Genomic DNA, 14,673 nt, shown 5'->3' on the forward strand with positions numbered 1-14,673 from the left:
GTGTCTTTCTATGCGAGTTGGTTAATCGTAGCTCTAAGCCCAGCGCGCCAGTCAGGCCGAGTTATGTTGAACACCTCCTGCGTCGTCCGGCAATCCAACCTTGAATTAAGCGGGCGCGCCGCTGGAGATGGATATTCGCTTGTGGGGATATTATGAACTATGTGGTTAAGCCCTGCTTCTTGAAAGATCGCACGAGCAAAATCGGCCCACGAAACACCCGGAGCGCCGGACAAATGGTATACACCTGCCTTTGATGGATCGGCTTCCAGCTGGCTGGCAATAGCCAAACAGGCCTGCGCGAGATCCCATGCTGGCGTAGGTCCGCCGATCTGGTCTGCGATCACCCTGAGCTCATAGTTTGTTTCGGCTAGCTTCAGCATGGTCTTAACGAAGTTTCTGCCATACGGCGAAAACACCCAAGACGTGCGCAGAATAGCAAAGCGCCCTCCCGCCCTACTCACCCCGTCTTCACCAGCCAGCTTACTGCGACCGTAAGCGGAGATCGGTGAGGGTGGATCATCTGGCCGCCATGCTGCTTCTCCACTCCCATCAAATACATAGTCAGTCGAGAGTTGGACGAAGGGGATATCATATTGTGCACAAGCAATGGCCATAGCCCGCGGCGCATCCCCATTGATCCGCGTTGCGAGATTTTCTTCCTCTTCTGCCCTGTCAACTGCAGTGTACGCCGCGGCGTTAATAACTGCGGAAGGGCTATAGCTGGCAATCGCGGCTGCGCAGGAGCCCGGGTCCGATAGATCGACCTGGTTACGTCCCAGCGCCATCACCTGCGGGCGCGCTCGCAATTCGTGCGCCACTTGGCCTGTCTTTCCGAACACCAGCACGGTCATAGGCAGGTTACTTCCTGGTCCCCAGCCGCCGTCCGACGCCCTTGCGCTCCATCAGGGGTCGCCACCAATCTTCGTTGTCGAGATACCACTGGACGGTTCTATCGAGGCCATCTTCGACCGTGACCGAAGGACGCCAACCCAGTTCAGTATGAATGCGTGCCGGATCGATGGCATAGCGCGCATCGTGGCCTGGCCGGTCGGCGACGAAGGTGATCAAATCGGCATAGGAGCTGCCGTCTTCGCGCGGACGCTTCTCGTCGAGGATCTTGCAGATCGTCTCCACCAGCTTGAGGTTTGAGCACTCGTTCTCGCCGCCGATATTATAAGTGCGGCCAACCTTACCTTTCTCGATCACTCTCATCAGCGCATCCGCATGGTCTTCGACATAGAGCCAGTCACGCACGTTCGAACCATCACCATAGATCGGCAACGGCTTGCCATGCAGCGCATTGATTGTGACGACCGGGATCAGTTTCTCGGGGAAGTGATAAGGGCCGTAATTGTTTGAGCAGTTGGTCACTAGGACCGGCAGGCCATAGGTCTCGGCCCACGCGCGCACCAAATGGTCCGAGCTGGCCTTCGACGCTGAATATGGGCTACGCGGATCGTAGGGAGTATCCTCGGTGAACTTGATCTCCGGATCGGGCGGAAGCGAGCCGTAAACTTCGTCAGTGCTGATATGGTGGAAGCGGAAACCCTCAGGCTTGTCATTCTCCACCCAATACTTTCGCGCCGCCTCCAGCATGTTGAAGGTGCCCATGATATTGGTCTCGATGAACTCGCCCGGGCCGTCGATCGAACGGTCGACATGGCTTTCAGCGGCGAGGTGCATCACCGCATCGGGCCGATGCTCGGCGAAGATGCGGTTGAGCGCATCGCGATCGCAGATATCGGCATGCTCGAAGGCGTAGCCAGGGTTGTTGGCAACCGGGGCCACATTCTCAAGGCAGGCCGCATAGGTCAGCGCATCGACATTGACGACACTGTGACCACGCGGGATCGCGAGGCGGATTACGGCCGATCCGATGAAGCCGGCGCCGCCGGTGACAAGGATTTTCATGGATTTCTCTCGTAGATGAAGGGTGATTCCCAGTGCTGGAAGGCCGGGGCGTTGACGTCCTTGGCGGACAGTATCGGAGAGGTCGAAAGGCCCCAGTCGATACCGAGGCTATCCCAGCGGACCGAGCCATCACATTCGGCATCGTAGTAATCGGTGACCTTGTACTGAACTTCGCTATCGGAAACCAATGTGACAAATCCGTGCAAGAACCCCTTGGGCACCAACAGTTGCTTGCCGTTTTCTGCCGTCAGTTCTTCGGCGACCCATTGGCCATAGGTCGGCGAGCCTTTCCGGGCATCGAATAAAACATCAAGGATCGCCCCCCGCGTGCACCGCACAAGCTTGTCCTGCGAGCGCGGCGGGGCCTGATAATGCATGCCGCGCAACGTGCCGACATCGGCCGAGGCCGAGTGGTTATCCTGTACGAAGGCATAGTCGAGCCCCGCAGCCTTGAAACGGGCGGCATTCCACGTCTCCGAAAACCAGCCACGCGCATCGCCGAACCTTTTTGGGGTGATGACAAGTACGTCGGGGATAGCGGTGGGGGTGATCTCCATGCGGTCAGTCCTCGAGCAACGCGAAATAGGCCTTGCCGATCGCGTCCCAAGTGTAGCGGCGACGGGCGATCTCGACCATCTGGGCTCCGATTTGCGCAGCCGGCTCGGGCGCGAGCCCTGTCACCACGTCGCGCAGCTCCTGCGCGCTTTCGAAATAGACCGCCTGGCCCTCGGTCGTATGGCGATTGAAGGCGCAGCCATGCACGGCGATGGGGATGCCGAAGTGCATCATCTCGACCAGCGCCGGGTTGGTGCCGCCAGCCGAATGGCCGTGCAGGTAAAGCGTCGCCCGGTCGCGAATTTCGCGCAGGCCCTCGGGGTCATAGATAGGGTCGTGGATAGTGATAGTTGGATGCCCCGCATATTTGGCCTTGAGCGCGCGGCCATACTCGCCCTTGTCCCAGTTGCCGACGAACACCAGCGGCATGTCAAGCCCGTCAAAGGCCTCCAAGATCATGCCGATATTGTTCTCCGGCTCGATCCGGCACAGCCCCAAGGCATAGCTTTCGGGCAAGTGGGCGGCGGCGGCGGGATCGGCTTCGGCCTCCACCGCATGGTCACCGCCATAAGGAATCACTTCGGCATCGCAGCCGTAGCTTTGCTTCAAGTAGTCGGCGATGGCCTGGTTGTCGGCAATCACCACATCCGAAGCCCTGACCGCGAGCCATTCGGCGAACCGCAGGTAGTGCTTCGCCAATCCCCGCCACTTTTGGCGCTTCCATTCGATCCCATCAACATTGGTGATGATTCTCGCCTTAGTGAGCAGACGAAGCAGCGGCAGGATCAGGGCTCCAGAGACGCCCAGCAGCAGAATCCGGTCATGTCCGCGCCGCACAGCGTCGACGAGGCCGACGATATCGTAGGGGATCGACTGCACACCGTTGGCATCGAAGCCGACATAAACCAGCGCCGCTCGGTGATAGTGGTCGGGCTGTGCATCGAACGCCTTGGCCGAGCAATAGACGGTCAGTTCCGTCGCACGGCCGGTCGCCTCGTGAAAACGCACCAGGTTGTCGGCCAGCGTTTCGAACCCGCCGTAATTGCCGGGCACGCCTACAGTGCCGAGGATGGCGACTTTCTGCGCGCTCATGCCGCGCTCTCCTGCGACACACACTCAAGTTCGGCCTCGGTCGCATCGAAAACCGGTTGTAGCCAAGCGGGCAAGTCGAACGTGATCTCGCGCGCCGGGTTCGATAGCGTTTCGGCGGCATAGCGTTCGAAAACCTCATCCCGTTCGAGCTCGAGGAAGTGTTCCAGCTTCTTCGCCCAGCGCTCGGGCTCTGCGCACAGGGCCTCATAGGGGACATGAAGAATGTCTTCGTTGCCCTGTTCGAGCAGCCGCATCCCTTCGCGCATGGTGATGATCCATTCGACTGCCGCACGACCGGCGTGGTCAAGGTCGCCCAACTTGTCCGCATGCACGGCGAGATCGGCATGTTCGGGCACAAGCTGCCCGGTCAGCAGGCGCCACTTGCGATCATTGGCCCCCCACCAGTCGTGTGTCTCGCCACCCTCTTTGGTGCCCAGCCGCTTCGACCAGCCGTCGATCGAAGCGCAGGTGGCCTTGCCCGAGCGCGACAGGAACAGGAACTTCGCATCGGGAAAGATCGACTTCACGAATTCGGTGCGAAAGATCAGCTCGGGATACTTGTCGACCACCCGGCTGGTGTTGCTAACCGCGAGGTAGCCGCCGAAGAGCTTGTGCGCCACGCCCCTTATCGCGGCGGTCATATCAGCCGCTTCGAGCCGGTAGCGCGCCGGATTGCGGTTGTAGCTGCCAATCAGGTCTTCGCCTGCGTACAATTCAGCCCACAGAAGCTTGGGCTCGTTGAGGAAGCCGACTTCGCGATGCATCGACAGTACGATGCCGAGGATCGTCGTGCCCGATCGCCCGGTTCCGAGAATATAGACCGGTGCCCGCACCTTCCGGATTGCGGGCAGGGCACCGAACACTTTCGAGTGCGCGCGGATCAGCGGGTTTATCCAGCGCCCGCGCGTCGTCAGCGGCCGCCCTTCGAACAGCGCATAACTGACCATGCGCGACCACAGGCGCGTGGGCCGCGTTCTGATGTATGCACTGTCGATCTGGGCAATCATGACTGATCTCTGCGCAGTCCCGTCAGCCCTTGCGGGCGATGATGAGATCCTGGCCGAACTCGGTCGTCTGGGCATCCGGCACGCTGCGGCCCTTGGTGCTGTAGACAGGGTCATCGGTCCGAACTAACCTGGCCTCCCTTAGGCATTCGTCGAGGAAATCGATGTAATAGCCGACACAGATTTCGTGCATCTCAGGGTGCGAGGAGCGGTATGGGCCGGTGCCGTAAACGAAATCGTTGCCGTCGAACTTGGTGCCCGAATCCATAACGAAGGTGGTGAACATCAGGTGCCCACCGGGTTTCAGCATGCGGCCAATTTCCTTTATGTAGTTCCTCACGTCATCGGGCAACATGTGGGTGAAGACCGAAACTAGGAACACCACGTCGAAGCTGTTGTCGTCGAACTCGAAGCGGTACTCGTTGGCCGACACCTTGCCGGTCGGATTGTACTCGGCGTTGTGGACGTCTAGGTGCTCGAAACGGAACTTCTTGCGCTGGAGGAAGGTATTGTTCTTGGCCGAAACGATCGAGGGCGCATCGATGTCGATGCCGGTATAGGCGCCGTCTTCGAGTACGTCCGAAAGGCCAAACGCGAACCGGCCACAGCCGCAGCCGATCTCCAGCACCTTGGAATCCCGCTTCAGCCCGGATCGATTGGCCAGCTCCTCTGCCAGGATCTTGCCAAAGGATTCGAACCGCTTGCCGTTGAACTGCTTGCGAAGGCCGTTCGAGCGCACGCGGATCGACATCGGCGGGTAAGCCCCGCGCCCGCCCGCGACGCGCACCAGCTTGTCGATCGGGTCGAGCACTCTCAGTCCAGCGGCGATGACCGGGTGCTGCCAGCTGACGCCCTGGAAAATGGTCTGGCTAATTCTCTGAAGCATGGAGCCGTTCTAGTGTTTGGAGAGGAGTGGAGAGGGAGCGCGCAACCATCGTTAGGAAAGCCTTCTTTTCACGATCTGGGGTAGATTCCTGAACCGGTTGAGATTAACGACGCTGGCGAAGGCCAGCTTGATAGGGAAACCGGCCTTGGCCGTCAGTAACGATAGCGGGTTGGCACTGCGGCCCGAGAGTTCATAGCCATGTGCCTGCATTTGCTTGCCGGCGACCTGTTCGCAAATGGCAATTTCGGCATCAGTCAGCTTGCCATTCTTCCATGAGCCGATGCGGCTCTTGTCGAGCCCGCGCTGGTCGGGCTTGTCTATGCCCATTGAGGAACCGACCTGAGTCACTTGCAGCATCTCGGGCTCGAACGGCAGTTCGATCTCCGCGCAGACTCCGCGCAAGACCGGCTCGGGATCGTTCAGCAGGCCTTCGTAGCTGATTGAATGGAACCGGTGGTGGCTCACCATGCGGTCGGCCATCTTCACCGCCGAACTCCACAGCTTCGAGGTCGTGACGGGGTGGTAATTGGCCCACGAGCGAATGGTCCAGAGTAGCGGGATGCCCGAGCCACTAAGACGCCCGCGCTTCCAGCGATTCTTTTGGCTCAGCATTACGTCACGCGGATCGCGGACGATGTTGATCACGTGGCTATCGGGGAAGGCCTCGAGGATTTCTTCGGTCGTGAAGAGGTAGCGCGGCGTCTGCTCGAGCGGGATGGCCTTCCCCGCCTCGGCGGTGTGTGCGGCGAGAACAGCCTTATAGAGGCTGACCGGACCCCGACGGTCGAGCCCGGCAATGATCGCTTCGGCTTCGGCGGTGTACTTGCCTTCGGGCACATTGAAAAACAGCCCTTCGCGCGATGAGGTGATGAGCCGCTCGGCCAGCTTGAGCAGCTTGTCCCGCGGCCACTCGGGATCGCTACGGAGCGTATCGCTGGCGATCATCTGCTCAAAGAAATGCAGCTCACCAAAGCTGTGCACACGGCTATTCATGCCGAAGATGCGGCCCAGCATGGTGGTGCCGCTCCGCGAGTTGCCGACGATAAAGATCATGCCGGCTGCTCCTGCACCCAGGCCCAGTTGCGACGGATACCGTCTTCGAGCGAAGTGGCTGGTGCCCAGTCGAACGCCTCCCTCGCCTTGCTGATATCGAGTACCGAACGCGGCACATCGATCCCCCGGCCCGGCTTGACCTCGGGCTGGATCTCTTCGCCGACGACAGCGGAAATGGCATCGATGACCTGGCGGATCGAATGGCCTTCGCCGCTACCTGCATTGTAGCAGCCAACCTTGCTGCTCTGCGCAGCCCTGAGGCACAGCTCGGCCAGGTCCTCGACATAGATGAAGTCGCGCACCACGCTGCCATCGCCCCAAAGCTGGAGCGGTTCGCCATGTGCGTAGCTCCAAAGATAGGTGCCGATCACCCCCTGCACTCCGCCATGCCCCTGCCTCGGTCCATAGGGGTTGGACGCGCGCAGCACGGTATAATCCAACCCGTATAGGTGATGCTCCATGTGCAGATATTGCTCGATGGCCGACTTGACAATGCCATAGGAACTGATCGGCTGCAGAAGGTGGTCTTCCGCGACTGGATCGGATTGCGGAATGCCGTAAACAGTGCCTCCGGATGACAAGAACACCAGCCTCTTGATTCCGGCCTCACGCATCAGTGCAAGGAGTCGTACGGAGTTAACGAGATTCCCTTCGATATCGGCTACTGGATCGAGATTAGACGTGCCGGGTACGGTGGTAGACAAGAGGTGAAAGACGATATCGACTCCGGTCAAAGCCTCTGCCAGCATCGCACTATCGCTGAAATCGCCCTGCACAAACTCGACACGCTGTGGGTTCGGGCGGAACCGCTCCGATACTCGGTCATAAGTGCGGACGGAATACCCTGCGTGGATGAGAGCATCTACTAGGTGCGAGCCGATAAAGCCGCTGCCGCCAATAACCAGAGCCCTCACGACTTCAACACCTCTGCATAGATTCGCTCCAGATCTGCATAAATCGCATCGTCACTGAATGTAACGGACACATAATTCTGCGCCTTCGAGCCTATGGATTCGATTTTTTCAGCTGGAAGCTTGGCGACCTGCTGCATTATTGCAGCCAATTCGACAACCTTGGTGGGTTCGAAAAGCCAGCCATGCTGCCCAGCAGCGACCAATTCAGGAATCCCGCCGCGACGCGCACCAATCACCGGCAAGCCCGCAGCAAATGCCTGCAGTATCACATATGGGAAGTTCTCGTGCCACAGCGAAGGGACGACCACCGCTCGGGCCGCGCGCATATGTCGCCTGAGGCTCTCGCCCCAGGCCGGGCCAACGAAGCGGACATTGGGAAGTTCGGAAGCGGTAGCTTCAACCTTGGGCGCGTCAGGACCGTCACCAACAATCACCACCGGCACCTCGGGGCAGAGCCTCGCAGCGTCGAGCAGGACTTTGACGCCCTTCTCCTCTATTAGCCGCCCGAAATAGAGTATTGCATCGCCAGCGTGCGGCTCCACGTAGTGCTCGCTAGCGTCGAACGGGTTCTGCAAGATGTCGGTCCTGACTTGCCCCTCACCCCAGAATTCATGCGTTCTTTCTTCCATGAAGCGGCTCGCGAAGAGGAAGCGAACGACATTCTTACGCCAGACATCCATGTGTTGGTGCGCATATGCCTCCAGCGCGGCAACCGCACTGACCGCAAGATCGTCATGGCAGCATCGGTTCAAGATCGCGTTGTAAAACCTCCCGCCCCTGCAATCCATGCAGACGCGCCCATGGTGGAAAAGCTTATAGTTGGGGCAGATGTGTTTATAATCGTTGCAGGAAAGTACCGTTGGAACGCCAGTTTCGCGAACTGCATCGAGGATAGAGGGTGTAAGACGCCCATAGATCGCAAAGCAGTGTACGATATCAGGCCGAAAATCGTTCAGCACCTTCGCCATCCTTGCCTTGGCTTTATTGTTGTAGATGACAGAAGGAACCCGAAAGGCCTTGGCGAGCAAGCCACCGTCACCATAGTGATCGATCCGCGGAAAATGCTCAGCATAGCGAACAGATAGCCCTTCTTCGGCGCAGCAAAATTTCGCCACCTCGTGGCCGTGCTCTTCCAACAGCCGGCCGATTTCGTGGAAGAACACCTCAGCGCCGCCGGCAATGCTGTAATTGTTGTGGGCAAGCAAAACTCTCATCTCACCACCTTGCCCAGTCCTGTTTCTTTCATCGTAAACGAGCCCGGAGATCGGCATTAAGCGCTGCAGCACCGTGTGCGACATTAAGCTGCACCGAGTCTTGTGGACTGCGCTTGATATCGCGCGACACAGGCCGTTGTGCCCCTCGAAGGGCAATTGCGGACAAAGACCAGACAACCAGGGCAAAGACCTGAACTTCAAAGGCCTGATTTACGAAGTTCAGCGGAATGCTGAGTAGCAATAGAAGTCTAGCAATCTCAGCGGCCTCGGAAAACCAGCGATCCTTAACCCGCACCAGATCCGATAATCGAGCGTAAATCTTGTATAGAAAAACGCAAAACAAAAGAAATCCAGGTATTCCGAAGTATAATAACAACGATATCCAGTACACATCTTCTAATGTAAGTCTTAGCGACGCTATCAGGGCATAATTTGTCAGATAGGTTGTGTTTATTGCGTAACTGGCAATGTAAGATTTGTCTGCACCAAATCCAAATAAAATTTGAGGGTCGTAAATCAGTTGAGGCAAGACAAGAGTTACGATTCCCAGCCGTTGGTTCATCGCTGCTTCAATATAGTCTCTGGAGAACACAAACGCGGCGGCGCCACGTTCAATATTTAGATCTAGGCTCAAGATAAAAACGTAGGTCGCTACCAAGAAGAAAACACCTGTGATCGAAAGAAAGAAAATCTTGGCTTTTGATACTCGGGCAACATTGAATTTAAAAAAGTACAATATGTATATTGCCAATGTCAGGAAAAGAACTACTCGCGATCCAGAGGCAAAGATCAGTGCTGTTAGCGGGAGTGCAAGAATTCGCGGTCCAATCGGGCCAAATCGGACACCTGATACTAAAATAATTATAGCCCCGATCATCATCAAATATGCGAACGAAATAGTATTTCGGAAAGTGCCGTAAATCTCAATAGAACTCCTCCCACGGTCCAAGAATGTATCTCTTGTAACACCGAATGCATCTTCAATGCCCTTTGGAGAGAAGAACTCGAGCGCAGCTTGCCCAAAAGATATCTGCGCCAGTCCGATAGCTGCTTCGACTACTACAACCATCAAGATTGCTGATCGGACTTTGATGTATTCCGTCGCAGACCAGTCTATCTTCACAATAAGATAGAAGACAGCGAGATATCTAATTAGGGCCTTAATATTAAGAAGCGAGACGAAGAGATCTGGGGCCAGGTAGCGCCCGGCGCTGCTGGTCGTCAGGAGGGTAGATATAATAATCCATGCAAGGAACGAAAGCAGCAACGGATCCAAGCCATAACCGATGCCGCGAAACCCCTTGTGTGACGATCCAAGCTTACCTTGGACCGCCAACGCACCAATAAGTATCACCAACTCTGGAACTTGCGTCAAGGCGGCGCGGATTGCGTCTTCCAACGGCAAGAAGCTAATAAGCCATTCCCAGAAGCAAACCAGCCAAATTGCAGCAATTAAGAAATACAACAGCCTAAACTCCGGGGTTTTTGCAAATAGGCAAAGAAAAAATGTCCCTCTGCCATTTACTCGTTTGGCAAACGTCGCTTGAGAGCCCTATCATTGAAAAATCAATTGCTCAATTTTCGCAGTTTGCTCGCTCATGGCGTAATTCTTGCGAGCGTCATGTGCAGCAATCTTTCCAGCTTTTTGCGCACACTCTCGATTTCGGAGAAGATATTCAAGTGCCGTTACGATGGCTCTTTCATCTTCTGGCGGGACCAACCATCCATTTTCCCCGTGTTTGATTATGTCACTCATGCCGTTGGCAGCGCTCGCGACAATCGGCAAACCCATGTACATTGCATCGAGCAAGGTTCGAGGCAGCCCTTCAAAGCGTGAAGGCTGCACGTATACATCAAATGAGTTGAGGAGGTTTGTGTAATCGTCTCCTGTGACCGTTCCAGTAAAGACTACCCTTTTGGACGCCCCGGCCTCTTTCATCATCTCGCTCTTGAGTGGACCATCTCCGACGAGGACAAGCATCGCGTCTGACAGATGCTCGGACAGTGTCAGAAAGGCACGAATGAGATACTCTTGGCCCTTCTGATGGTGCATGCGCCCAATACAACCCACGACCGCTCCCGCTTCCCCAAAGCCATAATTTGCCCGAACTTCTGACACGCTCTTCGTTACCTTTCGCGCAGAGAAGTCGACCCAATTATTTATTACTCGAATTTTGCCAGGACTTTGACCGTTCGAGATAAGGAATTTCTCGATATCTCGACATCCCGCAACCAGAGAATCGTAACGCTTCAGCAAGATTCTGTCCGCGAAATGATGTCGCTTCTTCGCGGAGATCGTCTGCAAAGATATCAACTTTTGTCTTGCGTCGTGTTTGGAAAGGGAGCCGACAAAGTCGCCGATGAATGCTGTTGTGACGATTGCATCATATTCGAGGCGGCGGCAAAATTGAATCGCACGAAACAGCTGGCCGAGCGATCGACTCCCAGAAGGGTATGGGAACTCTTTGATTTGAATATTGGGCGAAAGCTTGCCAGCCTGCACACTGTTCGAGCCCTGTAGGCAGACCAAGGTCACATCATGATTATGGTCCAACTGGTTGGCCAGTTCAACGAATTGAAGTTCAGCACCGCCAATGCCCTCACCGTTCATGATCATAAGAATTCGCATAGACTCACCTGGTCGCAATCAGCTTGTAAGTTTCCATTCCTTGAGGTGTGGCAGGAGGAGCTAAACTTACCATGATACTTTTGGTTCATGCTTGGACACCAAACACCCGATAACGAAAAACCCTGAGCATCTGACAAGTCGGCCCGGAGCCGGGTTTGTAAGAAGTAACCGCAAGCTCACAATCTCACTAAGCGAGAAAGCATCGCAATCAAAATTTCTTTATTCTCCGCCGATAGCAAAATTCTTCCAACAATGATGCGATTAAGGGGTTGGACCAGAAAGGCCAAAACAGACCGCTGCATACGATTACACCTCCCCGTCTTCATCAACAGAAGAGACTTCGGAACCTTCGCCGGATCGAGGCCGATCTTCCAATCTGAGTTCCTCAATTTCTTTTCTCAGCGCCTCATATTCCTTTAGCCGCTTTACCAAAAACCGACCGGTCAGCGCAGCCTTCTCAGCGAGCCCCTTGGGCGTAAGAATATACGAATATCGACGCTTATCTTCGGCAGCCTTGAAATTGGCCACCTTGACCAGCCCTCTCTCAATTAACGCGCGGACAACATAGTTCGCACTACCCACGCTGATTCCGATTTCTTCAGCCAGTTCGCGTTGAGAAACGTTGGGCTTTTTTTCGAGCAGGCGAAGCGCTCGAAAGCGTGCATTCTCATTGAGTTTTGTAGGACGACCAGCCACCGATCACATTGGAATTAGGCACGCTACCGCACCGAGCCTGGTGAGCACCATCCGCACGGAATCAGGGCCATCTATGTGACAATGCATTTGCATCGTTCAACTTTGAGCGATATCAGCTTGCGCATAGCGGTCAAGGGCAAACGGACCTCACAGTTCCCTGCAACCATTAACCGGCTTCACCGCAACTCTCACCGAATGCCTTCTCAATCAGGGTACATTGGTCGTGCACAAGAAAGCATCGAACTTATCAAATGGACGAGCCAAATGAGACCTGAAAAAAAAGCCCTCTGGTTGCTTGCGCAGATAAAGCCCAATTCGACCTCCATAGCCAAGCGCAACTTGGAACGGCAGGGCTTTAGATGTTTCCTTCCGCTAGACCGCCGGACCCGTAGATTAAGAGGTCAGCTGACGCCAGTGAAGACTCCTTTTTTCCCAGGCTACTTGTTCGTCGGCATCGAGGCGGATGATACACCCTGGAGAGCAATACGCTCCACTTATGGGGTAGCAAAATTGGTGAGCTTTGGTCTCGAACCCGCGACCGTGCCGGAGGAGCTCATCGGAGAACTCATGAGCCGTTGCGACAATGAAGGCTGCATTCGGAACCATGTCGCCGTCGCAGAAAGAGATAGGGTTGAGATCAGCCACGGGCCCTTGGCCAATTTTTTTGGAATAGTGGAGAAATTGGCGGCGAACGAACGCGCGTGGGTGCTCATCGATATGATGGGCCAATCAATACGTTCTTCGATGCCGCGTTCAGATTTGAGGGTTGTGATTTAGTGAGCCGAGTTCGCTGAGACTTTATGCTGCCCCCTGCGATTGTCGAAATTGTAACCGGCCGTTGATCGAACGGGTGAGAACACGCAGCACCATAATTTGGGGTGTATCCCCTTCGCATAGGTAATTGACTCTTGCGGGGTTCTGCTTTCTAGGATTCCGGCATGGCGCTAATGGCAACATGTAGAAAATGCGGGAAGACTCTCGAGAGCAATTTCATCGGGATCGGTGAAGGTGGGAGCATTCAAAATCTGCATATCACAGGTACGCACGTCAGCAGGTGTCCGGAGTGTGGCGGAGATGCGGTTGTGCACCCAGGGCATTACACAGCCCCGGATGGCATAATTCACGCTCTTACCGCGCCGGGAATGACGCGGGAGAAAGTGCAGAAGTTCAAAGAAATCGCGGAAGCTGTCGAGGCAGGCGAGAAGGATGCCCATACTGCCTACCAAGAGGTAATTGAAATAGATGATCGGCTAGCCGATGCATGGAATTGGACGAACGACAACGCTGGCGCTCTCGGTGTCCTGCTCGCTATCCTAACTATTCTTCTAGCGCATTATTATTGGAAACAGTCTGGCGCTTCCGCTGAAGAAGATCGACGAGTTGCAGAGCGGCAATCGAAAGCTCTTGAGAAGATTGGCGAAGAGCTTGAGAAGCAGCGGATCGACGGCGCGACACCAGTAGGACAGTTACGGCCCACACAAGAGATGCTGACGCAGCCCCTAAAACAAATAGCAACATCGTCTACCCCCAATCGCCATGAGCGCCGAAAGGCGGCGGCCATTGAAAGGCGGAAAAACTCCGGATCAAAGTGACTGCATCAGTCATGTGTGATAGAATCGCATGATGATCACCCTAAAGCAAGCATTGGATGGCGACAAACTCGACCAGTTCATCGCAGAACACGAAGGCGAGATTGGCGACCGCGAGGTATTTGAAGCTACGCTGCGGTCAATGGCCGGAAAGTCGAAAGAAGCTCCGGAAGCATCGTCTCCGGACAATTGCGACGATTGAAGCGATACTCGAATTCCTTGACGTAGCTGTTCAGGTGCTTGGCGCTGACGCTGGTGTGGGTGCCGTTGATTGAGCATTTCAGGTGCCGCCAGAAATTCTCGATGCCGTTGACCGTCACCGTCTCGGCTAGGCGATAATCGTAATAGGCATATTCCATCGCGCCGTGGTTCACGCGAGCGTGACGGTAGCCAGCATCCGACAGGCGAGCATAAGAGCGCAGCTCGTCAGTGTGGACGTTGCCGCCGATACGGACGTTGGCGGTCACAAACGGCTCTAGGGTAGCGCGGCGCTGGTTCGGGACCACTTGGGCCACCAGATCGCCGCCACGTTCAAGAGCGCCCACTACAACGGTCTTGGCGGCACTACCGCGATTGTGTTTGCCGCGCTTCACGCCGCCCATAAGGGTTTCGTCAATCTCGACATTCGTGCCTTCACCGCCGATAGGATGGTCGCCATCAACGTCCGCCATGTGCTCACGAATGAGCTTGGCCATGCGCCAAGCGGTCTTGTAGGTCACGCCTAGCTGACGCTGGAGTTCTTTGCCCGATACGCCGTGGCGGGTGACGGTGAATAGGTGGATCGCATAGAACCAAAGCTGGAGAGGCGTGCGCGTCTTTTCAAACGGAGTGCCAACGGTCGGGTGCAGATGGTGGCCGCACCACTGGCAGGAATAGGCGCGCTCTGCCTTGATGCGAAACCACTTACTCTCGCGCTCGCACTTGGGGCACTCATAACCCTGTCCAAAGCGAACATCGAACAGATGCTGAAGGCAGGTTTCATCGTCAGGAAACTGGCGGAAGAATTGGGCGGTAGTGAGGGGCTTCGTCATACCCCATTATATGCCACAATCCGTTACGTATGTAAAGGGGATACACCCCCATAATTTAGTTTATGGCCATTTCCGACCCACACATCCAATGTAGGCGGC

General features: G+C 55.8%; 15 protein-coding genes. 2 read left to right on the forward strand and 13 right to left on the reverse strand.

Annotated elements, in window-relative coordinates:
• Positions 1 to 8: 8 nt before the first annotated feature.
• The 12 genes from rfbD to ACQY4G_RS14495 all read right to left on the reverse strand — a co-directional run bounded on the left by rfbD (position 9) and on the right by ACQY4G_RS14495 (position 11,954).
• A complete protein-coding gene (gene rfbD / locus ACQY4G_RS14440; protein ID WP_421991881.1) occupies positions 9 to 851 on the reverse strand; it encodes a dTDP-4-dehydrorhamnose reductase in 843 nt (280 codons plus the stop codon).
• Between the two features lie 7 nt (positions 852 to 858).
• A complete protein-coding gene (gene rfbB / locus ACQY4G_RS14445) occupies positions 859 to 1,911 on the reverse strand; it encodes a dTDP-glucose 4,6-dehydratase (protein WP_421991883.1) in 1,053 nt (350 codons plus the stop codon).
• Positions 1,908 to 2,468, reverse strand: coding sequence for a dTDP-4-dehydrorhamnose 3,5-epimerase (rfbC, locus tag ACQY4G_RS14450; RefSeq protein ID WP_421991885.1), 561 nt, complete (start codon positions 2,466 to 2,468; stop codon positions 1,908 to 1,910). Before rfbC ends, rfbB begins: the two co-directional genes overlap by 4 nt.
• A 4-nt stretch (positions 2,469 to 2,472) precedes the next feature.
• A complete protein-coding gene (locus ACQY4G_RS14455) occupies positions 2,473 to 3,558 on the reverse strand; it encodes a DUF1972 domain-containing protein (RefSeq protein ID WP_421991887.1) in 1,086 nt (361 codons plus the stop codon).
• Positions 3,555 to 4,565: a sulfotransferase family protein gene (locus ACQY4G_RS14460; RefSeq protein WP_421991889.1), complete on the reverse strand. Its 1,011-nt coding sequence runs from the start codon at positions 4,563 to 4,565 to the stop codon at positions 3,555 to 3,557. Before ACQY4G_RS14460 ends, ACQY4G_RS14455 begins: the two co-directional genes overlap by 4 nt.
• A gap of 22 nt (positions 4,566 to 4,587) precedes the next feature.
• On the reverse strand, positions 4,588 to 5,448 hold the full coding sequence (locus tag ACQY4G_RS14465; protein WP_421991891.1) for a class I SAM-dependent methyltransferase: 861 nt from the start codon (positions 5,446 to 5,448) through the stop codon (positions 4,588 to 4,590).
• A gap of 51 nt (positions 5,449 to 5,499) precedes the next feature.
• Entirely contained in the window at positions 5,500 to 6,501 is a 1,002-nt protein-coding gene (locus ACQY4G_RS14470; protein WP_421991893.1) for a sulfotransferase family protein, read from the reverse strand.
• Positions 6,498 to 7,415 carry an NAD-dependent epimerase/dehydratase family protein gene (locus ACQY4G_RS14475; protein WP_421991895.1) on the reverse strand — a complete coding sequence of 306 codons (918 nt, stop codon included), beginning with the start codon at positions 7,413 to 7,415 and terminating at the stop codon, positions 6,498 to 6,500. The genes ACQY4G_RS14470 and ACQY4G_RS14475 overlap by 4 nt, the downstream gene beginning before the upstream one ends.
• Positions 7,412 to 8,713 (reverse strand): glycosyltransferase, encoded by a 1,302-nt coding sequence (locus tag ACQY4G_RS14480; RefSeq protein WP_421991897.1) that lies wholly within the window; start codon positions 8,711 to 8,713, stop codon positions 7,412 to 7,414. The genes ACQY4G_RS14475 and ACQY4G_RS14480 overlap by 4 nt, the downstream gene beginning before the upstream one ends.
• Complete coding sequence (locus ACQY4G_RS14485; RefSeq protein ID WP_421991899.1) at positions 8,658 to 10,094, reverse strand: hypothetical protein; 1,437 nt, start codon at positions 10,092 to 10,094, stop codon at positions 8,658 to 8,660. The genes ACQY4G_RS14480 and ACQY4G_RS14485 overlap by 56 nt, the downstream gene beginning before the upstream one ends.
• Positions 10,095 to 10,184: 90 nt before the next feature.
• The gene (locus ACQY4G_RS14490) at positions 10,185 to 11,240 is read right to left on the reverse strand and encodes a glycosyltransferase family 4 protein (protein ID WP_421991901.1); all 1,056 of its coding nucleotides are present in this window, start codon (positions 11,238 to 11,240) and stop codon (positions 10,185 to 10,187) included.
• A 324-nt stretch (positions 11,241 to 11,564) separates the two neighbouring features.
• Positions 11,565 to 11,954: a MarR family EPS-associated transcriptional regulator gene (locus tag ACQY4G_RS14495; RefSeq protein WP_421991903.1), complete on the reverse strand. Its 390-nt coding sequence runs from the start codon at positions 11,952 to 11,954 to the stop codon at positions 11,565 to 11,567.
• Between the two features lie 102 nt (positions 11,955 to 12,056).
• Between ACQY4G_RS14495 and nusG the strand changes: the two genes are divergently transcribed.
• Positions 12,057 to 12,731 carry a transcription termination/antitermination protein NusG gene (gene nusG, locus ACQY4G_RS14500; RefSeq protein WP_421991905.1) on the forward strand — a complete coding sequence of 225 codons (675 nt, stop codon included), beginning with the start codon at positions 12,057 to 12,059 and terminating at the stop codon, positions 12,729 to 12,731.
• 380 nt (positions 12,732 to 13,111) lie between these two features.
• On the forward strand, positions 13,112 to 13,546 hold the full coding sequence (locus ACQY4G_RS14505; RefSeq protein ID WP_421991907.1) for a hypothetical protein: 435 nt from the start codon (positions 13,112 to 13,114) through the stop codon (positions 13,544 to 13,546).
• Between the two features lie 125 nt (positions 13,547 to 13,671).
• Here ACQY4G_RS14505 and ACQY4G_RS14510 read toward each other — a convergent pair whose 3' ends face one another.
• Positions 13,672 to 14,574, reverse strand: a complete 903-nt coding sequence (locus ACQY4G_RS14510) for an IS1595 family transposase (RefSeq protein WP_421991909.1) — start codon at positions 14,572 to 14,574, stop codon at positions 13,672 to 13,674.
• Between the last annotated feature and the right edge of the window lie 99 nt (positions 14,575 to 14,673).

Source organism: Qipengyuania sp., assembly GCF_965277845.1.
Taxonomy (GTDB): domain Bacteria; phylum Pseudomonadota; class Alphaproteobacteria; order Sphingomonadales; family Sphingomonadaceae; genus Qipengyuania.